Raw genomic sequence first — 22,837 nt, 5'->3', positions numbered from 1 at the left:
TAGATGTCACGAACCGGCGGTCAGGTGCAACTGGTGAACATTGTCGCTCTCTTTCGCCGAGGGGCGGAGCCTGAGCGCGCTTTCCGGACCCCAGGGCGAGTTGACCAGCCAGCCTACCAGGTCGTCGGCGGGCAGGGGGCGGGACATGTGGTACCCCTGAGCCACGTCGCAGCCGAGTTCGGTCAGCGCCGCCAGGGTGCGGGCGTCCTCGACGCCCTCGGCGACCACCGACAGGCCCAGATTGTGTCCCAGCTCGATCAGCGAGGAGACAATCACCCAGTCGTCGGGCGATTTCGACATGCCCATGACGAAGGACTTGTCCACCTTGATCTCCTCCACCGGCAGACGGCGGATGTAGGACAGGCAGGTATAGCCTGTGCCGAAGTCGTCGATGGAGATGCCGACGCCGAGACGGTCGAGACCCTGCAGCGTCGCAGTGGCGCGTTCGACGTCCAGGATGATGGCGCTCTCGGTGATCTCGAAGATCACCCGCGAGGGATCGGCCGACCAGGCCTCGATCATGTTCTTGGCGTGCAGCGGCAGGCGCGGGTTCTGGAGCGTCTTGGCCGAGACGTTGACCGCGATCGACAGGTCGATGCCTTCCGCGCGCCAGGCGGCCTGCTGTGCCAGCGAATGGTTCAGCACGTGCAGCGTCAGCCGGTCGATCAGCCCGGCGTCCTCGGCCAGCGGGATGAAGGCGTCGGGGAACACCAGGCCACGCGCCGGATGGCGCCAGCGGACCAGCGCCTCTACACCGTCGACGCGGCCCTTGCGCAGGTCGATCTTGGGCTGGAAGGTGACGAAGAGTTGGCGGTCGCCGTCGTTCAGCGCCCGGCGCAGATCCTCCACCAGAGGGCGGTTGCTGGCCTCGTGCGCGCCATCGCCGGCGATGTTGATCGCGAAGCGGCTGTTGGTGCGCCGGCCATCGCGCATGGCGTTCTCCGCGCGGATCATCAGGTCGGAGGCGCAGGTCGCGTGCTGCGGATAGAAGGCGAGGCCGATGCGCACGCCGATGGTGAAGCTGTGGTCGTTGATCTCGAAGGGCACTTCGAGGGCGTTGATCAGCTTTCTGGCGGCCTTCTCGGCGCCTTTGTTTGTGGCGCCCGTGGGCAGTATGCCGGCGAACTCGTCATCGCCGATCCGGGCCAGGGTGTCGGAGCGGCGCAGCGCCGTCTTCATCCGGTCGGCGAGCTGCTGCAGCAGGATGTCGCCGATCTTGTGCCCCATCTCGCCGTTGATGCGGTTGAAGCCGTTGATGTTCAGCGTCAGCAGGGCGACCGGTTCCCGCTGGCGCTCGGCGAAGGTTATGGCCTGATCCAGCCGGTCGAAGAAGAGCGAGCGGTTGGGCAGACCCGTCAGGCCGTCGTGCAGCGCATTGAAGGAGCGCTGGGACTCGGCCATGTCGAGCGCGCGCTCGGTGCGGCTCGCTCGCGTCGCGTTCCAGATTGCGCGCACCAGGCGGTCGATCTTGAGTTCGTCGGAATTGATGCAGTCGGCGATATCGGAGCGGAGCAGATCCACCATGTCGTTGGAGGCGAGCCGGTCCGAAATCACCAGCAGCGGCACCTTCTTCTTGCTGTCCAGCAGGCTGGCCTGCAGCTCCTTGGCCGGCGCCGGGTCACTGCCGACGTCGAACAGGATGCAATCATAGTCGCCGACGTCCAGAGCGATGGCCGCTTCTTCGGCCGAGGTCACGCGCTCCGTGACGACGCGCGCGCCGGAAATGCTCAGGCGCGGTGCGACATTGTCCAGCACGCTGGCGCCCTTCGCGATCGTCAGAACCTGGAATCGGCCCTTGATCATGCCAGGTCTCAAATCCGTGTGCCCCGTGACTCTGCCCGCGTTTCTGCGGTGATTGGGGGTGCGGGACAATTCTTCGTCCCCATGCGGCGAGCGGGAGTGGCCCGTTTCGTCCTGCCACTCTTAGGCTCAGGGAGTAAAAAAGGACTTAACCTTTCGGCCCGGCGCGGCTCAGTACGTCTTCTCCAGCTTGAGGTAGCGGTAACGGTCGCCCGAGACGATCCGCACCCGGGTAACGTGGTCTTCGCGACCGAGGGTCAGCGGCACGGTCACCCCCGGTTTCCCTCGTTTCCACACGGCCCGATAGAACTCGGCCATGGACCGCACGGGCTGGTCGTCGACCTCCAGGATGATGTCGCCGCGCCGCAGGCCGGCGGTCGCCGCCGGCCCGTCAGGGGAGACGTATGTCACCACGACATAGCCGCTATGATCCGCGGAGAAGACGCCCAGCCATGGCCGGTCGGAGGCCGGCGCCCGGCCGGCTGTGAGCAGATCGGCCAGTACAGCCTTCAGCGCGTTCACAGGCACGAACATGTTGCCCTGGCGCCGTCGGGGGCGGCGCTGGGCGTCGTTGGCGAACAGGGATCCGATTCCCAGCAAACGGCCGTCCGGGCCGACCAGGGCCGCGCCCTGCCAGTCCGGATGCGGCGGATAGGCGAAAACCGCACTCTCCAGCAGGTACTCCCAATAGCCGGTGAAGCGCCGGATATCGGCGATCGTCGCCGGCAGGGCCGCCGATCGTCCGGGGCTGGCCACCACCAGCACGGAATCGCCCGGCGACAGCGTCCCGGAATCGCCCAGACGAATCGATGGCCGCCGCAGCGGCGTCACGGCCCGGAGCAGCCCGAGGCCGGTGTCGTGGTCATAGGCGACAATCTCGGCGGCGACCGGGTGGCCGTCGAGATCGCTCAGGGTAACGGCCATGGCTTCCAGGATGAGGTAGCCGATCGTCAGCACCAGACCCGAATCGTCGATCACGACGCCAGTACCCGCGCGCGCGGTGCCCAGCGCTTCCGCGGTGCGGGCGTCGGCCGGGATCTCGGCCGTCACGGCGGTCACCGCGTCGAACACGCGCTCCGGGTCGCGTTCGGACTGGGCGGCCACCCGGTCCGCCGGCGCCAGGGCCAGCAGCACCATGACGATCGCAACATACGCCTTGCAGGTCATCGGATAGTCTCCACCGACACATCGTATCCGCTCGCCGATGCGCATACCATGCGCCATCGTTCACGAACCGGCGACATCGAAGGGAGGGTTCCGCATCATGTCACTGCCGCCGCCGGCGCGGGTCGGCGATCCTCTCGAATCGGTGGACACGCCAGCGCTGGTCATCGACCTGGAGGTCCTCGATCGCAACATCGCTGCGATGCAGGATATCGCCGACGCCCGTGGGGTGGCGCTGCGGCCCCATGCGAAGAGTCACAAGTCGGCCGACATCGCCCGGCGGCAGATGGCGTGCGGCGCCGTCGGGATCTGCTGCCAGAAGATTTCCGAGGCCGAACTGATGGCCACGGGCGGGGTAGATGACATCCTGGTCACGAACCAGATCGTCGGTGCGCGCAAGATCGGCAGGCTGTCGCGGCTCGCGCGGCATGTCCGGCTGGGGGTCTGCGTCGACGATACCGACAACCTCGCCGAGATCGCGGCGGCGGCGCGGCATTCGGGGGCCGAACTGGACATCTATGTCGAGGTCGAGGTCGGCATGGGCCGCTGCGGCGTGGCGCCCGAGAAGGCGGGGGCGTTGTGCCGTGCCGCCGCCGCCGAAGAGGGCGTCCGCTTCGCCGGACTGCAGGCCTATAACGGCCGGGCGCAGCACATACGCGATCACCGGGAACGGGGCGCGGCGATCGCCCGCGCGGGCGAGGCGGTACGCGTTGTGCTGGCGGATCTGGAGCAGGCGGGCCTTGGCGGCGTCCGGGTGACCGGCGCCGGGACCGGCAGCTTCGAGTTCGAAGCGGGGAGCGGCCTCTGGCACGAGCTGCAGGCAGGCTCCTATATCTTCATGGACGCTGACTACGCCCGCAATCTCGGACCCGAAGGGACGCCGGAGACGACGTTCGGCCACAGCCTCTTCGTGCTGGCCGGCGTGCTCAGCACGGCGCCCAGTGGACGGGTGGTCGTCGACGCCGGGCTGAAGGCGCTGGCGGTGGATTCCGGCCTGCCGCTGGTCGCCGGCCCGGAAGGCGCGGCCTATCTCGGCGCGTCCGATGAACACGGCGTTGTCGATCCCGGCGGCGCGGCTCTCCGCCCGGGCGATCATGTCCGGCTGATACCCGGCCATTGCGACCCGACGGTGAACCTGCATGACTGGATCGTCGGTGCGCGCGATGGCTTCGTGACCGATATCTGGCCGGTGACCGCCCGCGGCGCCGTCTTCTGAGGGAACGGGAATGGCGAGCCACATCCTGCATCGGACGACCGACCGCGACCTGCCGGTCGCCGTGCGCGGCGACGGTCTCTACATCGTGGCGGCCGACGGCCGGCGCTATCTGGACGCTTCGGGCGGTCCGGCGGTGTCCTGCCTGGGCCACAGCGACGCCGCCGTGGCCGAAGCGGTGGCCGATCAGGCGCGGCGGCTGGCCTATGCCCATACCGGCTTCTTCACCAGCGAGGCGGCGGAGGAACTGGCGTTGCGGCTGACGGCGGCGGCGCCGGGCGATCTGGACTACGCCTATCTCGTCTCCGGCGGCTCCGAGGCCAACGAGGCGGCGCTCAAGCTGGCGCGGCAGTACTTTCTCGAGAAGGGTGAATCGGCGCGGCATCGTTTCATCGCCCGGCGTCAAAGCTATCACGGCAACACCATCGGCGCGCTTTCGGTCGGCGGCAACATGGCCCGCCGCGAGCCCTATCGCCCGATCCTGATGGACTGGAGCCATGTCAGCCCCTGCTATGGCTATCGCGGCCAGGAGGAAGGCGAAAGCGACGCGGCCTATGGCGACCGGCTGGCCGCCGAACTCGACGCGGAGATACGGCGTCTCGGCCCCGAAAGTGTCGCCGGATTCATCGCCGAGCCCGTGGTCGGCGCCTCGCTCGGCGCCGCCCCGGCCGTTCCCGGCTATTTCCGCAAGGTCCGCGAAGTGCTGGACCGGCACGGCGTATTGCTGATTCTGGACGAGGTGATGTGCGGCATGGGCCGCTGCGGGTCGCTCTATGCCTGCGAGCAGGAAGACGTCGTCCCCGATATCCTGACCTGCGCCAAGGGCCTCGGCGCCAGTTATGTCTCGATCGGGGCGATGCTGCTCTCGCGGCGCATTCGCGACGCCATTGCCGCGGGTTCGGGCGCGTTCCAGCACGGGCACACCTATCTGGGTCACCCGGTCGCCGCCGCCGGCGCGCTGGCGGTCCATCGCCGCCTGGTCGATGACGGCCTGGTCGAGGGCGTGGCGGCAAAGGGCGCGCTTCTGGAACGCCTGCTGCTGGAGCGCTTCGGCAACCATCCCCATGTCGGCGAGATCCGCGGACGCGGACTCTTTCTGGGACTGGAACTGGTCCGCGACCGCACCACGAAAGCGCCTTTCGAACCGTCCGTGAAGCTGCATCAGCGGATCAAGCGCGCAGCGCTGGAGCGGGACATGATCTGCTATCCCGGCGGCGGCACCATCGACGGTGTCCGGGGCGACCACGTGATCCTGGCCCCGCCGTTCATTGCAGGCGACGCCGACCTGTCGGAGATCGTCGGGCGATTGGGTGAAGCGGTCGACGCCGCGATCGACGGAGCCGGAGGGTGAGAGGGCTGCTGCTCGCCTGTGCGCTGGCGCTGGCCGCCTGGCCGGGAAGGGCTGCGGACGTCGAGCAGCGCTTCATCACCATCGGCACCGACAGCGTGACCAGCAGCTACTACGCCGCCGGCGGCGCTGTCTGCCGCATGGTCAACCGCGCCCGGGAGAGCCACGGCCTGCGCTGCGCCGTCGAGCCGACCGGCGGCTCCGTCTACAACCTCAACACCATCCGGAGCGGCGAACTGGATTTCGGTATCGTTCGTTCCGACCGATCCTTCGAGGCGCAGAACGGCGCGGTGCGCTTCGAGGCCCAGAGCCCTTTCACCGAGCTTCGTGCGGTCTTCGCGCTCCATTCCGAGCCGCTTACCGTTCTGGTGCGCGCCGATTCGGCCGTGCGCCGCTTCGCCGACCTCCGCTACCGCCGCATCGCCCTGGCCGATCCGCTGTCCAGCGCGAGGCTGTCGACGCAGGCGGTGCTGGCGGCGTTCGGCTGGACCGCGGTGGACGACGTGGACACCGGCGCGGGGCCGCTCTGCGACGGGCGGGTCAGCGCCCTGGCCTTCACCGCCGCCCACCCTTCGGCCGCAGTGCAGCAGGCATTCCGCTGCGACCTTCGCGTCCTGCCGGTGACGGGACGGTCGGTGGATCAGGTTCTGGCGGAATATCCCTATTACCGGAGGGCCGAGGTTCCGGGCGGCCTCTATCCGGGAAATCCCGCCTACGCCGCCAGCATGGGGCCGGGCGCCGTGCTGATGGCCTCGGCCGCCATGCCGGAGGAGACCGTTCACGCGCTGGTCCGCTCCGTCTTCGGCGATTTCGCCCGCTTCCACCGACTGCACCCGACGCTCTATCATCTGCGTGCCGAGGACATGGCGACGCGCGGATACACGGCCCCCCTGCACCCCGGCGCGCTGCGCTATTATCGGGAGCAGGGCTGGCGCTGAGACGACCAGGGAGAAGCACGATGCAGGACCGGCCCACGGTCGATGAACTGCTGGACGCGGTGGAGGGCTTTCTGCGCGACGATGCCGCCATGCGCCTGGAAGGGCAGCCGCGGTTCCATGCCCGCGTCGCCGCCAACGCGATCGCCATCGTGCGCCGGGAACTGGCCGGGGACGCGGTGCTGGCGGAAGCGGAGACGGCGAGGCTCAGGGACATCCTGGGCCAGGCCGGCGGCCGCGCGGACCTGAACGCCGCGCTGGCCGGGGCCATCGCCGCCGGCGATTTCGACGGCGAGGACGGCCGCGTGCTGGAGCATCTGCGCCGCACCGTTCGCGAGAAGCTGCAGGTGGCCAACCCGAAATATCTCGAGCGGAGCGGCGGATGAGTCTTCGCCTCCCGCGCATCCTGCTGGCGGTGCTGTTGCTCGGATCGGCCGCCGCCGCGCCGGTCGAGGCGATGAGCCTCTGGGAAAGGCTGTTCGGCTCGGACGATGCTGCGAATGTCACGCCGGGGCAGGGTTTCGCCGAATTCGGTGCGGAGAGCGCGCGTATCGAGGACTCCTTCGAATGCGAGAGCGTGGTCGAACGCGGCGCCACGGAATTCGACGACCGGCGGCGGCACTGCCTGATCGGCGAACACCGCACGGCGCGGGTGACGATCTACGAGCCCGTCGGCTTCGAGGGTCTGGTCAAGCGTGTCAAGTTCACCTGGCTGGACAACGAGCGCCGCAACGCCCGCGGTGACGATGCACCGGCGCATGCGGACCGGGAGGCCGCCCGACAGGCGGTGCGGCGCCTCGGCGAGATCTACATGCCCGGTCATGTCGAGCAACTGATGGAACTCTTCACCGCCGCAAGGCCGGGCCTCGTATCGGAAGGCGACTTCATCGCCATTCTCGCCGTCCTGCCGCGCGGCGGCTTCCGTCAGCAGGTCATCGATCTGCGCGACGCGAACTTCGAGCGCCTGTCGGGGGCGGAGGCGGAACGTGCCCGGCCCGGCTACGAGCAGTGCATATACATCCTGAACAACATGCCGCCGCTGAAGGGGCAGAGCTTCGAGGGCGATCCGATTCCGGAGCGCAACGACCTCTACGTCACCTATTTCATCAATTCGGCGCGCGGCGAACGGTTTCTCTGCGAGCTGCACAACGCGGGCTACTACCGCATCCGGGTAAGCCAGCAGCAGGGCCAGCCGTTCCGCACCATGGCGCACGGCAATCTGGGGCGCGTCGATTGACCTGAACGTCACCGGAGCCTAGTTTCCGCCGCGCCCCGAAAGGGCCGGTTTTCCCGCCTGTACAGAGAAGTCTGACCATGTCCGAACTGCGCGACCTCGCCCTGGAATCGAACGCCTGGCCGTTCAAGGAGGCGCGCGACCTGCTGAAACGGCTCGAGACGGTGACGAACGACAAGGGCCATGTGCTGTTCGAGACCGGCTACGGGCCGTCGGGTCTGCCGCACATCGGCACCTTCGGCGAAGTGGCGCGGACCACCATGGTGCGCCGCGCCTTCGAGATCCTCGCACCCGACGTGCCGACCCGGCTGATCGCCTTCTCCGACGACATGGACGGCCTGCGCAAGGTGCCGGGCAACATCCCGAACCCGGAACTGCTGGAGCCGCATCTGGGCAAGCCGCTGACCGAGGTGCCGGATCCCTTCGGCACCCATGACAGCTTCGGCCGCCACAACAATGCCCGGCTGCGCGCCTTCCTCGACCGCTTCGGCTTCGACTACGAATTCCGCTCGGCCACCGACTGCTACCGCGCCGGCGAGTTCGACGAGGTCCTGAAGCTTTTCCTGGTTCACTACGACAAGGTCGTGAACGTCATCCTGCCGACGCTGGGCCCGGAACGGCGCGCGACCTACAGCCCGTTCCTGCCGGTCTGCCCGGAGACGGGCCGCGTGCTGATGGCGCCCGTGATCGAGCGCGACGTGGATGCGGGCACGATCGTCTATCAGCGCGAGGACGGAAAGAAGATCGAGACCCCGGTCACCGGCGGCCGGGTGAAGATGCAGTGGAAGGCCGACTGGGCCATGCGCTGGGTCGCCCTCGGCGTGGACTATGAAATGTCGGGCAAGGACCTGATCGATTCGGTCCGCCTGTCCGGTCAGATCTGCCGCATTCTGGGCGGCCAGCCGCCGCAGGGTTTCACCTACGAGCTGTTCCTGGACCAGAACGGCGAGAAGATTTCCAAGACCAGGGGCAACGGCCTGTCGATCGAGGACTGGCTGACCTACGCCAGCCCGGAGAGCCTGGCATTGTTCATGTTCCAGCAGCCCCGCCGGGCAAAGCGGCTCTATTTCGACGTCATCCCCAAGGCCGTCGACGAGTATCTGGCCTTCTGTGCGAAATACGCCGAGGAAGACGCCGCGAAACGACTGCAGAATCCGGCCTGGCACATCCACGGCAACGAGGAGGTGCCGGCCCACGACATGCCGGTCAGCTACGGGATGCTGCTGAACCTGGCCAGCGTCTGCAACACCGAGGACAAGTCGGTGCTGTGGGGTTTCATCACCCGCTACGCGCCCGACGCCACGCCGGAGAGCAATCCGACGCTGGACCGGCTCGTCGGCTATGCGCTGGCCTATTACCGCGACTTCGTGAAGCCGGAGAAGGCATATCGCGACCCGACCGATCAGGAGCGGGCGGCGATGGCCGACCTTGCCGGGCGGCTTCGCAACATGAGGCCCGGCCTCACCGGCGAGGAGATCCAGAACGAGGTCTACGAGGTCGGCAAGGATCACGGCTTCGAGAACCTGCGCGACTGGTTCCGCGCCCTCTACGAGGTCCTGTTCGGCCAGTCCCAGGGGCCGCGTTTCGGCAGCTTCGTGGCGCTCTACGGCATCAAGGAAAGCGTCGACCTGATCGAAGGCGCGCTGGCCCGCAACGCCGCCTGAGGGGCCGCTGGTTCGACAAACCGGCTCGGATCGCTAGGCTTGTCCCTTTCGCGTGAAGGGGAGGCAGTACATGTCCAGCGACAAGGTCATCCGCGGCGACGGGGCCGTTTCCATGAAGGGGCCGGAGAACGCCGAGCACTATGATGCCCTGGCGGACGACTACGACCGCCAGCTCCGCGAATGGGGCTACGAGGCGCCCGAACGCGCGGCCGGCTTTCTGGCTGCGGAGCTCGAGGACTTCGCCGGCGCGCGCATTCTCGACTGCGGCTGCGGCACGGGCATGACCGGTCAGGCGCTGCGCGCGGCGGGCGCGAAGGGGGCGCTGACCGGCGTCGACGTCTCCACCCACAGCCTGGAACTGGCGGCGTCGAAGGACGTCTATGACGCCACGCAGGAAGTCGATCTGAACAAGGCGCTGCCGTTCGGGGCCAACAGCTTCGACGGCGTGCTCTGCGTCGGCGTGTTGTCCTATGTCGAGGCCGAGCCGCTGTTCCGCGAATGGACCCGCGTGGTCCGGCCGGGCGGGGTCGTGGTCTTCACCTGCCGGGAGGACTTCTTCGAGCCGCGCGGCTATCCGGGGCTGATGGAAGGACTGGAGCGGGAAGGGCAGTGGGCGAAGATCGAGGTCACCAGGCCGCTTCCCTATCTCGCGCTGCACGAGGATTTCGCCGACAGGATCGGCGTGATCTACGGCGTCTTCCGCATCGGCTGAGGTCGGAAGGAATCCCGGACCGGGCCGAGTACGGCGTCCTGCGAGCGCGTCAATACCTGTGACCTCGCAACGATCTCAGCTTTCCGCCCGCCTTGGCCGCTGCACCGGTCCGCCATGGACATGGGCTTCGCGCTCGGGCGGGGCGCTGGCGTTGGTCAGGGCGCGCTGACCGAACTGCCCGTGGACCAGGACGCGGTCGTACATCACAATGGCGCCCGCGGTGGCGACGTTGACGCAGAACTTGGTCGGGATGCGCACCACATGGTCGCAGCGCGACAGCAGCGGTTCGGTCAGGGAGCCGCGCTCCGGCCCCAGGATATAGGCCGCCGAGACCGGATGATGGAAACGCGGCAGGTCGATGGCCTCGTCGGTCAGTTCGATGCCGATCAGCCGGCAGCCCTTCGGCGTCTGGAAGGCCTCCGGGCTTTCGTAGTCGTACCAGGGGATGTTACGGGGCGCGACGGAGGTGTCGGAACGGGCGCGGCGGACGTCGTAATCCGCCTGGATGGTGAACACGAAGCTGGCGCCGAAGGCGTGCGCCGTGCGGAACAGGTTGCCCGCGTTCATCGGCTTGGAAAACCGCCAGACGCCGATACCGAAATAGCCACGCACGAAATCTTGCTCCATATATGCCGCCCCAGACCTATGGACCGGGAGTAGCGGAATGACAAGCAGCGGCCCCATCGAGATCGTCGCGACCCGCGGCGGCGCCGTCGAAAGCCGGCACCGCGTGCATGCGGTGGTGGCGGGGCCGGACGGCGACCTGGTCTCCGTCCACGGCGAGGCCGGTCTGGTCGCCTTCCCGCGCTCATCGCTGAAGGCGCTGCAGGCGCTGCCCTTCGTGGAGACGGGCGCCGCCGACCGTTTCGCGTGCTCGCCGGCCGAGCTGGCGCTGGCCTGCGCCTCCCACGAGGGCGAGGACATGCACGCGGACGCGGTGAGCGCCTGGCTCGCGCGGATGGGTCTCGATCCGTCGGCGCTGGCCTGCGGCCCGCAATGGCCCAGGCGGGAGGCCGATATGGCGCGAATGATCCGCGAGGGCCGTCAGCCGGGCCGTGTGCACAACAACTGCTCCGGCAAGCATGCGGGCATGCTGGCTACCGCGCTTCACATGGGGGAGCCGATCGAGGGCTATGCCGGGCGCGAGCATCCGGTGCAGCGCCGCGTCTTCGACGCCGTGAGCGCCATGACGGGCATGGACCTTTCCGGCGCCCCGGTGGGGATCGATGGCTGTTCGGCGCCCAATCCGGCGCTGCCGCTGGGCGTCATGGCGGTCGCCGCGGCGCGCTTCGCCGAAGCCGATCCGGCGCGGCTGGGCGATGTCCGCGCCGCCGCCTGCCGGCGGCTTCAGGCGGCGATGGCCGATGCGCCGGAGATGGTCGGCGGCACCGACCGCGTCGACACCGATCTGATCCGCGCTTTCGCGGGCCGGGTGTTCAGCAAGACCGGGGCCGAAGGGGTCTATTTCATCTACATGACGGAAAAGCGTCTCGGCGCCGTGCTGAAGGCGGAGGATGGCGCGCCGCGCGCGTCGGCGGCGGCGGTCTGGAACATCTTGGCCGAACTCGGTCTGCTGGATGGCGAGGCGGAAGCGGCGCTGCGCCGCCACTGCCGGCCCGAGATACGCAACTGGGACGGCCTGGTTACCGGCCGGGTCGCCGAGGCGAGCGAGGTTTGACCGGCCACGGGCCGCGCGCTATCGAAGCGCAGTTCACGCGAAGGGGAGAGAGATCGTGAAAGCAATGCTCTGCAAGGCCTGGGGCGGGCCGGACGACCTGGTGTTCGAGGAGACGGCGGACCCGAAAGCCGGACCGGGCGAGGTGGTGATCGACGTGCACGCCTGCGGGGTGAACTTCCCCGACATCCTGCTGATCGGCGGCAAGTACCAGTTCAAGCCCGATTTTCCCTTCTCGCCCGGCATGGAAGTCGGCGGCGTGGTGGCCGAGATCGGCCAGGGCGTGACCGACGTGGCGGTGGGCGACCGGGTCATGGCGGCCTGCGGCGACGGCGGTTTCGCGGAGAAGGTCTCGGCCCCGGCCAAGAAGACCTTCAAGCTGCCCGACGGCGTGAGCTTCGAGCAGGCGGCCGGCTTTCCGGTCACCTACGGCACCACCTATCACGCGCTGAAGGACCGGGGGCAGCTCAAGCCCGGCGAGGTGCTGCTGGTGCATGGCGCCTCGGGCGGCGTCGGCCTCAACGCGGTCGAACTCGGCAAGCTGATGGGCGCGACCGTTATCGGCACGGTCGGCTCCGACGAGAAGATGGACATCGTCCGCCAGTACGGCGCGGATCATGTCTTCAACTATTCGAAACAGTCGATCCGCGACACGGTCAAGGAACTGACCGGCGGCAAGGGCGCGGACGTCATCTACGACCCCGTCGGCGGCGATGCCTTCGACGAATCGCTCCGCTGCATCAACTGGGACGGGCGGCTGCTGGTCATCGGTTTCGCCTCGGGCCGCATTCCGGAAGCCAAGGCCAATCTGGTGCTGCTGAAGCAGTGCCAGATCGTCGGCGTCTTCTGGGGCGCTTGGACCGAGCGCTATCCCGACCGCTGCCGCGAGCAGTTCGACACGCTGCTCAACTGGTGCGCCCAGGGCAAGCTCAACCCCCATGTCTCCATGCGCTTCCCGCTGGAGAAATCGCCGGACGCGCTGAAGGCGCTGGCCGCGCGCAAGGCCACCGGCAAGGTGATCGTCAACGTGCGGTAGATTCAGGTTGGCGCGCGAGGGCTGGATCGGCCGGCTCGCGCGCCTTCTGAATCTCGGGTCTTGCGCGGCCGCTGCCTTCCTGTACTGCCCGGGGCTTGACCCCGGGATCCAGCCGGCGGCGGAGTAGGCGTATTGGGGCTGCCGGTAGGTAGGGTGGACACGCCCGACTGGGCCCCGGGATCAAGTCCCGGGGCCTCAAGCTGGCTTCATTCCCCCACCACCACGTGTTCCTCGCCGAACCAGAGCGGCGAGTTGGGCAGGTCGATGAATTTCGCCTCGTCCTCCAGCAGGATCCGGCCGGCCTCGCGTGCAGCCGGATCGTCGAGGGACTTTTCCAGTTCCCCGATCGATTCCCACCACAGTTCGGCCACCCCGTCGAAACCCTCGGTCGCCTTGCGCGCGCCCTGCATACCGGCGGACAGTTTCGTCTGGATGGTGTGCACCTGGACGTAGCGCACCATGCGCAGCGCCTTCTGGTGTTTCCGCACCAGCGGGCCGTGCTGGTTCAGCCAGTAGTCGTGGAATTCCTCCAGGCTCATGCCCGGCTTGCGGCGCAGACAGAAGGTGATCTTGATCATCGGTCGGCACTCCCCTGTTTCCCGTCGCTGATCGGTCCCTATAATGGCGGCACACAAGCGGGGAGGGGGCAGAAAAATGTCCGAGATCAAGACGGAACCGCTGTTCACCGTACGCTTCGACGTACCGCAGATCCGCGATCTGGGCCGCGGGCCCTTCGGCGGACGGCGCATTGCGACGGTGACCGGCGGGCGATTCGAGGGACCGGCGATGAAGGGCGAGGCGCTGCCCAGTCCCGGCGGCGACTGGCTGCTCTTCACCGACGACGGCTCGACGCATCTCGATGTGCGGGTGACGCTGAAGACCGACGACGACTGCCTGATCTACATGACCTATGGCGGCCGCCGGCACGGTCCTAAGGAGGTGATGGAGCGTCTGGCGGCGGGCGAGGAGGTCGACCCCTCGCTCTACTATTTCCGCATCGCGCCGCGCTTCGAGACGGCGGCGGAGAAGTACGATTTCCTGAACCGCAATATCTACATCGGCACCGGGCACCGCACGCCGGGCGGGCCCGTGTACCAGATTCACAAGATACTCTGAGGAGGCGGGCATGGGCGAACTGCAGTTCGAGCACCTGTTCGATCTCTCCATCGACGTCGCCGGGCTGACCCTGATCGGTCAGACCTTCAACGGCCACCGGCTGATCGCCGACGTCGGCGGCGGCACGGTGGAAGGGCCCCGGCTGAAGGGCACGGTGCTGACCGGGGCGTCGGGCGACTGGATCGTCGTCCGCAAGGGCGGGGTGTCCGTTCTCGACGTCCGGATCACGATCGAGAGCGATGACGGCGCGCTGATCCTGATGAAGTATCACGGCTTCCGCCACGGACCCCGCGAGGTGCTGAAGCGCCTCGATGCGGGCGAGAAGGTGGACCCGTCGGAATACTACATGCGCATCGCACCGAGCTTCGAGACCGGCGACGAGCGATATTACTGGATGAACAACATCGTCGCCGTCGGCATGGGCGAGGCGCGCGCCAAGGGGCCGCGTTACAGCGTCCACCAGGTACTCTGAGGGGACGGGCGGCGATGAGCGAACGCTACGACGCCGCCCGGCTCAAACGCTTCGCCGCGGATCTGCTCCGCAAGGCCGGCATGCCCGCCGACCGCGCCGGGGTCGTGGCCGAGATGCTCGTCGACGCCGATCTGATGGGCCACGACACCCACGGCCTGAACCTCGCGCCGCAATATCTCGAGGCGCTGGCCAGCCGGGAGATGCCGCGCACCGGCGAGCCGAAGGTGCTCTCCGATACCGGCCCGGCGGTGCTGTGGGACGGCAACTACCTCTCCGGTGTCTGGCTGGTCCGGCACGCCATGGACACGGCCATGGCGCGGGCGCGGGAGTACGGCCTCTGCGCGCTCTCCATCCGCCGCTCCGGCCACATCGCCTGCCTGGCCAGCTTCCTGCCCGTGGCGACGGCGCGCGGCTTCATGATGCTGCTGTTCTCCTCCGATCCCGCCAACCGGGGTGTGGCACCCCATGGCGCCACGGAGCCGGTCTACACGCCCAACCCCATCGGCGTCGGCATTCCGACCCCGGGCGACCCGGTGCTGATCGACATATCGGCCTCGATCACCACGATGGGCCTGACCGGACGCGCGGGCGCCGATGGCGAAAGGCTGGCCGGCAAGTGGCTGGTCGACGCGGACGGCCAGGCGAGCGACGATCCGGCGGTCTTCGGCGATGGCGGCGCGCTGCTTCCGCTGGGCGGGCTGGACAGTGGCCACAAGGGTTTCGGCCTCGGCCTGATGGTGGAGGCGATGACATCCGGCCTCGCCGGCTTCGGCCGGCGCGAGAAGCCTGGCCAGCACGGCGCCTCGGTGATGGTCATGCTGATCGATCCGGAGGCCTCCGGCGGCCTGGAGTCCTTCGCCGCCGAGACCGGCTTCCTGGCCGATGCCTGCCGCGCCGCACGCCGGCCGAAGGGCGCGCCGGCGGTGCGCCTGCCGGGCGAACGGGCGCTGAAACTGAAGCGCGAGCAGGAAAAGCGGGGTGTCGAGCTCTATCCCGACATCATGCCGCGGCTTGCCGAATGGGCGGAGCGCCTGCGTGTGCCAGCACCGAATCCGATCCGAGGGAAGGGAAGCGAAACATGAGAACCAACAGGGTCCGTGAGATCTGGAACGCGGGCGGCAATGTCGTGAACGGCTGGCTGGCCAGTTCCAGCAGCTATTCGGCCGAGATCATGGCCTCGCTGGATTTCGATTCGGTGGGCGTGGACCTGCAGCACGGCATGATCGATTTCGACCAGGCCCTGCCGATCCTGCAGGCCATATCGGTACAGCCGGCGACGCCGCTGGCGCGCATCCCCTGGAACGACCCGGTCTGGATCATGAAGGTGCTCGACGCCGGCGCGCTGGGGCTGATCTGTCCGATGGTCAACACCGCCGCCGAGGCCGAGCACCTGGTGCAGGCCATGCGCTACCCGCCGCACGGCTTCCGCTCCTTCGCCAGCGTGCGCGGCCCGCTCTACATGGGGCCGGACTACGCGAAGAACGCCAACGATACGGTCATCGCCTTCGCCATGATCGAGACCAGGACCGCACTCGACAACATTGCCGAGATCGTTTCGGTCGAAGGTCTGGACGCCATCTACATCGGTCCGTCCGACCTGGCGCTCGGCATCGGCCATCCGCCGGCGCCGGATCCGACCGAAAGGGAAGTACTGGAGGCGATCGAGCATGTCCGCCGCACGGCCGTCGACGCCGGGGTGGTGCCCTGCATCCACACCGCCGGCGGCGATCACGCGAAGCGCTGCTTCGAGCAGGGCTTCCGCCTCTGCACCATCGCCAACGACGTCTCCCTGATGCGCAAGGCCGCGACGGCCGAGATCGCGCTGGCGCGCAAGTAGATGGCCGCGGGATTCCGGATCGATCCGCGGCTGGCCGACATGAGCCTGGCGGTCGGCGACTGGCCGCTGTGTCACGTGCGGCTGGTCGACGATGGCCGCTGGCCTTGGCTGCTGCTGATTCCGCGCCGCGAGGGAGCGGTGGAACTGTTCGACCTGTCTCAGGCGGACCGGGCGGCGCTGATCGAGGAGGCGGCCGAGGCCGCGCGCGCGGTCCGGGAACTGATCGGAGCCGACAAGACCAACGTCGCCACGCTGGGCAACCAGGTGCCGCAGATGCATGTACATGTCATCGGACGGCTGAAGGGTGACGCCGCCTGGCCCGGCCCGATCTGGGGCGCCGGCGAGCCGGAACCCATGGAGCCCGAGGCCGCGCACGAGCTGGTGGAGCGGCTGCGCGATATGGTTGATATCCGATTCACCTTTTGAGAGTGCAGCACGAATCGTGATCGATTTCGCGACCTTCGAACTCAACCGGAAGCCGAACCAGTTCCTCCTGGCGCCGGATGGTCTGTGTCAGAATGCGACACCGCATGAGCGCGCGCCGAGCTTCGACTTGCCCGCCGATATGCTGATCAACCGCTTCCGCACGGTGGCGCTGGCGGAGCCGCGGGTGCGGGTGCTGGAAGACGAGCGCAGGCGGGGACAGATGGTGTTTGTTCAGAAATCCAAGGTCTTCCGCTTTCCCGACCATGTCGATGTCCTGGCCATTGAAATGCCGGAGGGCCGGTCGACCATCGCGGTCTACAGCCGCTCGCGCCTGGGATACCGGGATTTCGGGGTCAACCGCCGGCGCGTACACGACTGGCTCGCAAAGCTGGAAAACTGAACCGAAATTGCAAAAATCATGACCGTGGCGTGAATCCGGCCCGCTCTGGCTCGCCCGTTGCGAGACAGGCTCCATCTGGAAATCCAGATAGGGAGTGGGACAATGTCATCCGGAGTGGGCGCCATGCTGCGGGCCTACTGGCTTTCGAAACAGCGCGAAGGGGCGCTGCCGAAACGCCAGGATATCGATCCCGGTGAAATCCGGGGGCTGTTGCCCGATCTTGCCTTGGTGGAGAGCCTCGAAGGCGGGAGATACTTCCGTTTCAGGCTGATCGGCACGTCGGCCGAACGCTGCCTCGGTCACATCGCCATGCGCAGGACATTCGACGGCGACAGCGAGCGCGGACGCTATCGCGACCTGGTGGCGTTCCTGCGGCGCGCTGGGAACACGTGCGATTGCCTCGAGACCCGCATTCCCAATTTCGGCGACAATGCCGTCTACGAGGCGATCGAGGCGACCGTCGCGCCGCTGGTCGACCAGGACGGCCAGCCCGTCAGATTTCTCATCGCGATGGAATTCGTCATCTCCGCCAGCGCCGCCATCGAGGCCCGCGCCCGCCGGATGGAGCGCTGAGGGCACTCAGCCGTCCGCGAGCAGTTTCCCGAGGGCGCGGCGCAGCGCCGCCAGTTCCTCCGGCGCCAGCTCCGCCATCACGCTGCGCTCGAACCGCCGCGCCAGCGGCACGATCTCCGCATAGATCGCCCGGCCTGCCTCCGAAAGCCTCAGTTCCGTCCGCCGCCGGTCCTCCGGATCGGTTCGCCGCTCCAGCCGCCCGGCGCTGAGCAGCCGCGAGACGGCGCGGCTGACACGCACCTTGTCCATCGCCGTGCGCTCGGCGACTTCGACCGCCGAGAGACCGGGGAAACGGCCCAGCACCGCCATGACCCGCCATTCGGGAATGGTCAGATCGAAACGGTCGGCATAGATGCGGGCGAGACGGTTACTCACGCGGTTTGCGGCAACCGAAAGCTGGTAGGGGAGGAAGGCGGGCAGGTCGAGGGTCGGTTCATTCATCTTGATAATAGTTTCAATTGAAACTATTATCGGGGCAAGGAAAATCTCCAGCCAGGGAAGGATCTCCCCCATGCCCGATCTCTGGGACAATCCGATGGGCACCGACGGTTTCGAGTTCATCGAATTCACCGCGCCCGAGCCGGAACCGCTGGGCGACCTGTTCGAGAAGCTGGGCTTCACTGCCGTCGGCCGCCACCGTTCCAAGAACGTGACCCTGTACCGCCAGGGCGACATCAACCTGATCCTGAACGCCGAGGAGACTGGCTTCCCGCGCTCCTTCTCGCGCCTGCACGGCCCCAGCGCCTGCGCCATCGCCTTCCGCGTGAAGGATGCGGCGAAGGCCTATCGGCGCGCCCTCGACAACGGCGCCTGGGGCGTCGAGACGAAGGTCGGGCCGATGGAGCTTTCCATTCCTGCGATCAAGGGCATCGGCGACAGCCTGATCTATCTTGTCGACCGCTATGGCGAGAAGGGTTCGATCTACGAGGTGGATTTCGAGCCCATTCCCGGCGCCGAGCGCAAGCCCAAGGGCGCGGGGCTGACCTATATCGATCACCTGACCCATAACGTGCACCGCGGCCGCATGGCCGAATGGGCGGACTTCTACGAGCGGTTGTTCAATTTTCGCGAGGTCCGCTTCTTTGACATCGAAGGCAAGGTGACGGGGCTGAAATCCAAGGCCATGACCAGCCCCTGCGGCAAGATCCGCATCCCGATCAACGAGAGTTCCGACGACAAGTCCCAGATCCACGAATATCTGGAACAGTACCGCGGCGAGGGCATCCAGCACGTGGCGCTGGGAACCGACGACATCTACGCGACCGTCGAACATCTCAGGACGCTCGGCATGCCCTTCCAGGAGACGCCAGAGACCTATTACGAGGGCGTCGACGCCCGCGTGCCCGATCATGGCGAGGATCTGGCGCGGCTGAAGCGGAACTCGATCCTGATCGACGGCGGCCCGGACCAGGGCGGCGGCCTGCTGCTGCAGATCTTCACCCAGACGGTGATCGGCCCGATCTTCTTCGAACTCATCCAGCGCAAGGGCAACGAGGGGTTCGGCGAAGGCAACTTCAAGGCGCTGTTCGAGAGTATCGAGCTCGACCAGATCCGCCGCGGCTACATCAAGGACGGCGCGGAGAAGCAGTAGCGTCCGGGCAATGACGGAGATGACATCCCCGCCTTGCGCGGGAATGACAGAATGGGAGGAAGCGGAGAATGGCGAAGAACTGGATCCAGTTCCCCAGGATGGAAGGCGAGGTGAGCCGCCAGGCCCATGCCGACCTGCCCGAGGGCACCTTTGAGCGCGAGTTCGGCAAGGAGGGCTTCTTCGGCCCCGCGAGCCATATCTATCACCGCAACCCGCCGACGGGCTGGGTCGACTGGGAGGGTCCGCTGAAGCCCCGTGCCTTCGACACCCAGAAGCTCAATGGCGGCCATGAAGGCCCCTGGGACGCGGACCTGCTGCTCCACAATGCCTCCGTGAAGGTGCGTTTCTGGCGTCAGGACACCGCCATGAAGTCCCTGGCGCGGAACGGCGACGGCGACGATCTGATCTTCGTCCACAAGGGCGCGGGCGAGCTGTTCTGCGATTTCGGCCACATGAGCTTCCGCGACGGCGACTACATCATGCTGCCCCGGGCGACGACCTGGCGGATCGAGCCCTCGGAGCCCGTCGAGGCGCTGCTGATGGAGGCGACCAACGAGTCCTATGTCCTCCCCGACAAGGGCCTGGTCGGTAACCACGCCATCTTCGATCCGGCCATGCTGGAGACGCCGAAGCTGGACGAGGCCTTCCGCGCGCAGCAGGGCGACGGCGAATGGCGCATGGAGATCAAGGCACGCGGCGGCGTCTCCACGGTGACCTATCCCTTCAACCCGCTGGACGCCGCCGGCTGGAAGGGCGACCTCTGCCCGGTGAAGGTCAACTGGCGCGATATCCGCCCGCTGATGAGCGCGCGCTACCACGTGCCGCCCAGCGCCCACACCACCTTTCTGGCGGGACGCTTCGTCGTCTGCACCTTCTGCCCGCGGCCCTTCGAGAGCGATCCCGGAGCCCTGAAGGTGCCCTTCTTCCATTCGAACAACGACTATGACGAGGTGCTGTTCTATCACGCGGGCGACTTCTTCAGCCGCGACAATATCGATGCCGGCATGATTACCCTGCACCCCTGCGGCTTCCCCCACGGGCCGCAGCCGGGTGCGCTGAAACACGCCTTCACGCCGAAGAAGGCGGCCACCGACGAGGTCGCGGTGATGATCGACACCCGCGATCCGCTGCAGGTCGCCGAGGCGGCGGAGGCCACCGAGAACCCCGACTACGTGAAGAGCTGGGGCATGGCCAACCGCGCCGCCCGCGATGCAGCGGATCAGACCGGCCGATGAAACTCGCATCGCTGAAGGACGGGCGCGACGGCCGGCTGGTCGTCGTCTCGAAGGACCTGACGAAGGCCGCGCCGGCCACCGATGTCGCGCCCACGCTGCAGGCGGCGCTGGATGACTGGGGCCACTGCCGGCCGCTGCTGGACGCCATGTATCATTCGCTCAATGTCGGCGGCGGACGGGAGATCTTCGATTTCGATCCCGCCCGGTGCGCCTCGCCGCTGCCGCGCGCCTACCAATGGGCGGACGGATCGGCCTATGTGAACCACGTCGAGCTGGTCCGGCAGGCCCGCGGCGCTGAGATGCCGGAGAGTTTCTGGACCGATCCGCTGATGTATCAGGGCGGCTCCGACAGCTTTCTCGGCCCGACCGACGATATCCCGGCGATTTCCGAGGATCATGGCATCGACTTCGAGGCCGAGATCGCGGTGATCACCGACGATGTGCCCATGGCGACGGTGACGGAAGCGGCGGCGGAGCACATCCAGCTCCTGATGCTGGTGAACGATGTTTCCCTTCGCGGTCTGATCCCGGCCGAACTGGCCAAGGGCTTCGGCTTCTTCCACGGCAAGCCGTCCAGCGCCTTCAGCCCCGTGGCGGTGACCCCGGACGAGCTGGGCGGGGCCTGGGTGGACGGCAAGGTTCATCGCCCGCTGCTGTCATGGCTCAACGAGAAGCCGTTCGGCCGCCCCGAAGCCGGCGTTGACATGACCTTCTCGTTTCCCGAGCTGGTGGCGCACGCGGCGAAGACCCGGCTGCTCTCGGCCGGCACGATCGTCGGCTCGGGCACCGTCTCCAACCGCGGCGCCGATGGCGGGCCGGGCAGGCCGGTGAGCGAGGGCGGGTCTGGCTATTCCTGCATCGCCGAGATCCGCACCATCGAGACGATCGCCCAGGGCAAGCCCTCTACTCCGTTCATGAAATTCGGCGACCGTATCCGCATCGACATGCAGGATGAAGACGGCCATTCCATCTTCGGCGCCATCGACCAGAAGGTCGTCCGCTACGGGCGCTGATCCTCGGGCTTCGCCCCGGCGTCCTCCGCGGGTGCTTCGGGCGTCGCTTCCGGCGCGGCGTCTGCCGGGTTCGGCGACGCAGTCGTGGTGACATCCACCGGCGCGAGCGTGGTGCTGGCGTTGATGGCGTCGACGAAGTTGCCCTTGTCCTCGACCGGCTGCGCGCTGCGCCGGCGCATTCTCATCAGCACGAAGACGACAAGCATCAGATGCGTCGCCGCCGTGAAATAGAACAGGCCCGCCTGTCCCGCGCCCGCGATCAGCGCCGAGGCGATGACGGGGCCGATCACCGCGCCCGCCGCCCAGGTCAGCAGCAGGCCGCTCGCCGCCTCGACGAAGCTGTCGGCGCCGACGAAGTCGTTGGCGTGGGCCACGCAGAGGGCGTAGAGCGGGAACGCGAACATGCCGAAGCCGAAAACCGCCAGCAGCATCACCGTAGGCGAGATGTCCCCGAACAGGGCCAGCGCCAGGCCGGACAGGCTGGCCAGTGCGGCGGCGGCGACGATCACCTTGCGCCGGTCGATGCGGTCCGAGAGCAGGCCGAGCGGCCACTGACCCAGCGCGCCGGCCGCAACGGAAATGCCGATGAAGAGCGCGATGAATCCGGTGCCCACGTCGACGCCGCTCTGTTGCGCGAACAGCGGTGCCAGCGCCCAGAAGGCGCCGTTCGTCATGCCGACGGCGAGACAGCCGAAGAAGCCAACCGGAGAGAGCTGGAACAGCCTGCCGATGCGGAGTTCGACATGATCGATCGGCGCCGGGCTCTCTGACCGGGAAAGCGCCACCGGCACCGCCGCGAGGGAAACCAGGATGGAGGCCATGAGGAAAAGCGGGAAGCCGCCCGGATCGCCGGTCGCCAGCAGCATCTGGCCGGCTGCGATCATCGCCAGGTTGATCGCGGAGTAGACCGAGAAGACCGTGCCGCGGGTCTCGTTGGTCGCCTTCTCGTTCAGCCAACTCTCGATGATCATGAACAGGATCGCAACGCAGGCGCCGGTGAGGAAGCGGATGAACCACCACAGCACCGGTTCCTGGATCAGAGAGTGGACGAGCGCCGAGGTCGAGGCGATGGCGACAACGGCGGCGAAGGCGCGGATATGACCTGCCCGACGCACGACGGTCGCACCGCGCCAGCAGCCGAGTGCGAAGCCGACGAAATAGGCCGAGCCCAGGACGCCGATCTGCACCGAGCTGAACTGTTCGATTCCGGCGCGCAGCGGCAGCAGGGTGGATTGCAGGCCATTGCCCACCAGCAGCATGGCGACGCTGAGCAGAAGCGCTGCGACGGGCGCAAGGGCGGCGATCATGACGGAAACCCTGTTATCGCTATTGTTGCGGGCGGCGGATCATGACACTCCCCTTTGGCAGGAGAGTTGCTTGGACAATAGACATC

General features: G+C 67.5%; 25 protein-coding genes. 19 read left to right on the top strand and 6 right to left on the bottom strand.

Annotated elements, in window-relative coordinates; genetic code table 11:
• Window positions 1-6: 6 nt before the first annotated feature.
• Together CWC60_RS01410 and CWC60_RS01405 are read right to left on the bottom strand one after the other, a co-directional pair.
• On the bottom strand, window positions 7-1,803 hold the full coding sequence (locus tag CWC60_RS01410; protein WP_109792270.1) for a putative bifunctional diguanylate cyclase/phosphodiesterase: 1,797 nt from the start codon (window positions 1,801-1,803) through the stop codon (window positions 7-9).
• Window positions 1,804-1,971: 168 nt separating this feature from the next.
• Window positions 1,972-2,967 (bottom strand): S1C family serine protease, encoded by a 996-nt coding sequence (locus CWC60_RS01405; RefSeq protein WP_206419708.1) that lies wholly within the window; start codon window positions 2,965-2,967, stop codon window positions 1,972-1,974.
• 97 nt (window positions 2,968-3,064) lie between these two features.
• Here CWC60_RS01405 and CWC60_RS01400 point away from each other — a divergent pair, with 97 nt between their 5' ends.
• From CWC60_RS01400 to CWC60_RS01370, 7 genes are all read left to right on the top strand, one after another.
• Window positions 3,065-4,180, top strand: coding sequence for a DSD1 family PLP-dependent enzyme (locus CWC60_RS01400; RefSeq protein ID WP_109792269.1), 1,116 nt, complete (start codon window positions 3,065-3,067; stop codon window positions 4,178-4,180).
• A gap of 10 nt (window positions 4,181-4,190) precedes the next feature.
• Entirely contained in the window at window positions 4,191-5,528 is a 1,338-nt protein-coding gene (locus CWC60_RS01395; protein ID WP_109792268.1) for an aspartate aminotransferase family protein, read from the top strand.
• Window positions 5,525-6,463, top strand: a complete 939-nt coding sequence (locus CWC60_RS01390) for a TAXI family TRAP transporter solute-binding subunit (protein WP_109792267.1) — start codon at window positions 5,525-5,527, stop codon at window positions 6,461-6,463. The genes CWC60_RS01395 and CWC60_RS01390 overlap by 4 nt, the downstream gene beginning before the upstream one ends.
• 20 nt (window positions 6,464-6,483) lie before the next feature.
• Window positions 6,484-6,846, top strand: coding sequence for a DUF6285 domain-containing protein (locus CWC60_RS01385; RefSeq protein WP_109792266.1), 363 nt, complete (start codon window positions 6,484-6,486; stop codon window positions 6,844-6,846).
• Window positions 6,843-7,697 (top strand): hypothetical protein, encoded by an 855-nt coding sequence (locus CWC60_RS01380; RefSeq protein ID WP_109792265.1) that lies wholly within the window; start codon window positions 6,843-6,845, stop codon window positions 7,695-7,697. The genes CWC60_RS01385 and CWC60_RS01380 overlap by 4 nt, the downstream gene beginning before the upstream one ends.
• A 77-nt stretch (window positions 7,698-7,774) precedes the next feature.
• Window positions 7,775-9,358: a lysine--tRNA ligase gene (locus CWC60_RS01375; RefSeq protein WP_109792264.1), complete on the top strand. Its 1,584-nt coding sequence runs from the start codon at window positions 7,775-7,777 to the stop codon at window positions 9,356-9,358.
• A 70-nt stretch (window positions 9,359-9,428) separates the two neighbouring features.
• Window positions 9,429-10,070, top strand: coding sequence for a class I SAM-dependent DNA methyltransferase (locus CWC60_RS01370; protein ID WP_109792263.1), 642 nt, complete (start codon window positions 9,429-9,431; stop codon window positions 10,068-10,070).
• A 75-nt stretch (window positions 10,071-10,145) separates the two neighbouring features.
• Here the strand turns inward: CWC60_RS01370 and CWC60_RS01365 are convergent, their stop codons facing one another.
• Window positions 10,146-10,697: an RNA methyltransferase gene (locus CWC60_RS01365; protein WP_206419707.1), complete on the bottom strand. Its 552-nt coding sequence runs from the start codon at window positions 10,695-10,697 to the stop codon at window positions 10,146-10,148.
• A 37-nt stretch (window positions 10,698-10,734) separates the two neighbouring features.
• Between CWC60_RS01365 and CWC60_RS01360 the strand changes: the two genes are divergently transcribed.
• Window positions 10,735-11,748, top strand: a complete 1,014-nt coding sequence (locus tag CWC60_RS01360) for an asparaginase (RefSeq protein ID WP_109792262.1) — start codon at window positions 10,735-10,737, stop codon at window positions 11,746-11,748.
• 55 nt (window positions 11,749-11,803) lie between these two features.
• A complete protein-coding gene (locus tag CWC60_RS01355) occupies window positions 11,804-12,781 on the top strand; it encodes an NADPH:quinone oxidoreductase family protein (protein WP_109792261.1) in 978 nt (325 codons plus the stop codon).
• Window positions 12,782-12,987: 206 nt separating this feature from the next.
• On the opposite strand, the gene CWC60_RS01350 is transcribed toward CWC60_RS01355, so the two are convergent.
• Window positions 12,988-13,359 (bottom strand): EthD domain-containing protein, encoded by a 372-nt coding sequence (locus tag CWC60_RS01350; protein ID WP_109792260.1) that lies wholly within the window; start codon window positions 13,357-13,359, stop codon window positions 12,988-12,990.
• A 76-nt stretch (window positions 13,360-13,435) separates the two neighbouring features.
• Here CWC60_RS01350 and CWC60_RS01345 point away from each other — a divergent pair, with 76 nt between their 5' ends.
• The 7 genes from CWC60_RS01345 to CWC60_RS01315 all read left to right on the top strand — a co-directional run bounded on the left by CWC60_RS01345 (window position 13,436) and on the right by CWC60_RS01315 (window position 17,605).
• Window positions 13,436-13,897: a DUF3237 domain-containing protein gene (locus CWC60_RS01345; protein ID WP_109792259.1), complete on the top strand. Its 462-nt coding sequence runs from the start codon at window positions 13,436-13,438 to the stop codon at window positions 13,895-13,897.
• Window positions 13,898-13,907: 10 nt separating this feature from the next.
• Window positions 13,908-14,369, top strand: coding sequence for a DUF3237 domain-containing protein (locus CWC60_RS01340; protein ID WP_109792258.1), 462 nt, complete (start codon window positions 13,908-13,910; stop codon window positions 14,367-14,369).
• A gap of 14 nt (window positions 14,370-14,383) precedes the next feature.
• Entirely contained in the window at window positions 14,384-15,451 is a 1,068-nt protein-coding gene (locus CWC60_RS01335) for an Ldh family oxidoreductase (RefSeq protein ID WP_109792257.1), read from the top strand.
• The gene (locus CWC60_RS01330; protein ID WP_109792256.1) at window positions 15,448-16,206 is read left to right on the top strand and encodes an HpcH/HpaI aldolase family protein; all 759 of its coding nucleotides are present in this window, start codon (window positions 15,448-15,450) and stop codon (window positions 16,204-16,206) included. The genes CWC60_RS01335 and CWC60_RS01330 overlap by 4 nt, the downstream gene beginning before the upstream one ends.
• Window positions 16,207-16,632 (top strand): HIT family protein, encoded by a 426-nt coding sequence (locus CWC60_RS01325; protein WP_109792255.1) that lies wholly within the window; start codon window positions 16,207-16,209, stop codon window positions 16,630-16,632.
• 16 nt (window positions 16,633-16,648) lie between these two features.
• Window positions 16,649-17,032, top strand: coding sequence for a DUF1499 domain-containing protein (locus CWC60_RS01320; protein WP_164516308.1), 384 nt, complete (start codon window positions 16,649-16,651; stop codon window positions 17,030-17,032).
• Window positions 17,033-17,134: 102 nt separating this feature from the next.
• Window positions 17,135-17,605: a PAS domain-containing protein gene (locus tag CWC60_RS01315; RefSeq protein WP_109792253.1), complete on the top strand. Its 471-nt coding sequence runs from the start codon at window positions 17,135-17,137 to the stop codon at window positions 17,603-17,605.
• Window positions 17,606-17,611: 6 nt separating this feature from the next.
• On the opposite strand, the gene CWC60_RS01310 is transcribed toward CWC60_RS01315, so the two are convergent.
• Window positions 17,612-18,046, bottom strand: coding sequence for a MarR family winged helix-turn-helix transcriptional regulator (locus tag CWC60_RS01310; protein ID WP_109792252.1), 435 nt, complete (start codon window positions 18,044-18,046; stop codon window positions 17,612-17,614).
• Between the two features lie 70 nt (window positions 18,047-18,116).
• Here CWC60_RS01310 and hppD point away from each other — a divergent pair, with 70 nt between their 5' ends.
• The 3 genes from hppD to CWC60_RS01295 all read left to right on the top strand — a co-directional run bounded on the left by hppD (window position 18,117) and on the right by CWC60_RS01295 (window position 21,444).
• A complete protein-coding gene (hppD, locus tag CWC60_RS01305) occupies window positions 18,117-19,196 on the top strand; it encodes a 4-hydroxyphenylpyruvate dioxygenase (protein ID WP_109792251.1) in 1,080 nt (359 codons plus the stop codon).
• A 68-nt stretch (window positions 19,197-19,264) separates the two neighbouring features.
• Window positions 19,265-20,431, top strand: a complete 1,167-nt coding sequence (locus tag CWC60_RS01300; RefSeq protein ID WP_109792250.1) for a homogentisate 1,2-dioxygenase — start codon at window positions 19,265-19,267, stop codon at window positions 20,429-20,431.
• Window positions 20,428-21,444, top strand: coding sequence for a fumarylacetoacetate hydrolase family protein (locus tag CWC60_RS01295; RefSeq protein WP_109792249.1), 1,017 nt, complete (start codon window positions 20,428-20,430; stop codon window positions 21,442-21,444). The genes CWC60_RS01300 and CWC60_RS01295 overlap by 4 nt, the downstream gene beginning before the upstream one ends.
• Here the strand turns inward: CWC60_RS01295 and CWC60_RS01290 are convergent.
• Window positions 21,432-22,751 carry an MFS transporter gene (locus tag CWC60_RS01290; protein WP_109792248.1) on the bottom strand — a complete coding sequence of 440 codons (1,320 nt, stop codon included), beginning with the start codon at window positions 22,749-22,751 and terminating at the stop codon, window positions 21,432-21,434. The genes CWC60_RS01295 and CWC60_RS01290 overlap by 13 nt on opposite strands.
• Window positions 22,752-22,837: the final 86 nt, after the last annotated feature.

It is taken from the genome of Minwuia thermotolerans (genome assembly GCF_002924445.1).
GTDB classification, from domain to species: domain Bacteria; phylum Pseudomonadota; class Alphaproteobacteria; order Minwuiales; family Minwuiaceae; genus Minwuia; species Minwuia thermotolerans.
This window is presented reverse-complemented; position numbering and strand designations above follow the sequence as displayed.

Coding starts and splice junctions, on each gene's coding strand:
- CWC60_RS01375 (WP_109792264.1), top strand. CDS start 7,775: ATGTCCGAACTGCGCGACCTCGCCCTGGAATCGAACGCCTGGCCGTTC.
- CWC60_RS01410 (WP_109792270.1), bottom strand. CDS start 1,803: ATGATCAAGGGCCGATTCCAGGTTCTGACGATCGCGAAGGGCGCCAGC.
- CWC60_RS01315 (WP_109792253.1), top strand. CDS start 17,135: ATGTCATCCGGAGTGGGCGCCATGCTGCGGGCCTACTGGCTTTCGAAA.
- CWC60_RS01330 (WP_109792256.1), top strand. CDS start 15,448: ATGAGAACCAACAGGGTCCGTGAGATCTGGAACGCGGGCGGCAATGTC.
- CWC60_RS01350 (WP_109792260.1), bottom strand. CDS start 13,359: ATGATCAAGATCACCTTCTGTCTGCGCCGCAAGCCGGGCATGAGCCTG.
- CWC60_RS01405 (WP_206419708.1), bottom strand. CDS start 2,967: ATGACCTGCAAGGCGTATGTTGCGATCGTCATGGTGCTGCTGGCCCTG.
- CWC60_RS01290 (WP_109792248.1), bottom strand. CDS start 22,751: ATGATCGCCGCCCTTGCGCCCGTCGCAGCGCTTCTGCTCAGCGTCGCC.
- CWC60_RS01310 (WP_109792252.1), bottom strand. CDS start 18,046: ATGAATGAACCGACCCTCGACCTGCCCGCCTTCCTCCCCTACCAGCTT.
- CWC60_RS01360 (WP_109792262.1), top strand. CDS start 10,735: ATGACAAGCAGCGGCCCCATCGAGATCGTCGCGACCCGCGGCGGCGCC.
- CWC60_RS01400 (WP_109792269.1), top strand. CDS start 3,065: ATGTCACTGCCGCCGCCGGCGCGGGTCGGCGATCCTCTCGAATCGGTG.
- CWC60_RS01325 (WP_109792255.1), top strand. CDS start 16,207: ATGGCCGCGGGATTCCGGATCGATCCGCGGCTGGCCGACATGAGCCTG.
- CWC60_RS01380 (WP_109792265.1), top strand. CDS start 6,843: ATGAGTCTTCGCCTCCCGCGCATCCTGCTGGCGGTGCTGTTGCTCGGA.
- CWC60_RS01370 (WP_109792263.1), top strand. CDS start 9,429: ATGTCCAGCGACAAGGTCATCCGCGGCGACGGGGCCGTTTCCATGAAG.
- hppD (WP_109792251.1), top strand. CDS start 18,117: ATGCCCGATCTCTGGGACAATCCGATGGGCACCGACGGTTTCGAGTTC.
- CWC60_RS01300 (WP_109792250.1), top strand. CDS start 19,265: ATGGCGAAGAACTGGATCCAGTTCCCCAGGATGGAAGGCGAGGTGAGC.
- CWC60_RS01295 (WP_109792249.1), top strand. CDS start 20,428: ATGAAACTCGCATCGCTGAAGGACGGGCGCGACGGCCGGCTGGTCGTC.
- CWC60_RS01335 (WP_109792257.1), top strand. CDS start 14,384: ATGAGCGAACGCTACGACGCCGCCCGGCTCAAACGCTTCGCCGCGGAT.
- CWC60_RS01395 (WP_109792268.1), top strand. CDS start 4,191: ATGGCGAGCCACATCCTGCATCGGACGACCGACCGCGACCTGCCGGTC.
- CWC60_RS01345 (WP_109792259.1), top strand. CDS start 13,436: ATGTCCGAGATCAAGACGGAACCGCTGTTCACCGTACGCTTCGACGTA.
- CWC60_RS01365 (WP_206419707.1), bottom strand. CDS start 10,697: ATGGAGCAAGATTTCGTGCGTGGCTATTTCGGTATCGGCGTCTGGCGG.
- CWC60_RS01385 (WP_109792266.1), top strand. CDS start 6,484: ATGCAGGACCGGCCCACGGTCGATGAACTGCTGGACGCGGTGGAGGGC.
- CWC60_RS01340 (WP_109792258.1), top strand. CDS start 13,908: ATGGGCGAACTGCAGTTCGAGCACCTGTTCGATCTCTCCATCGACGTC.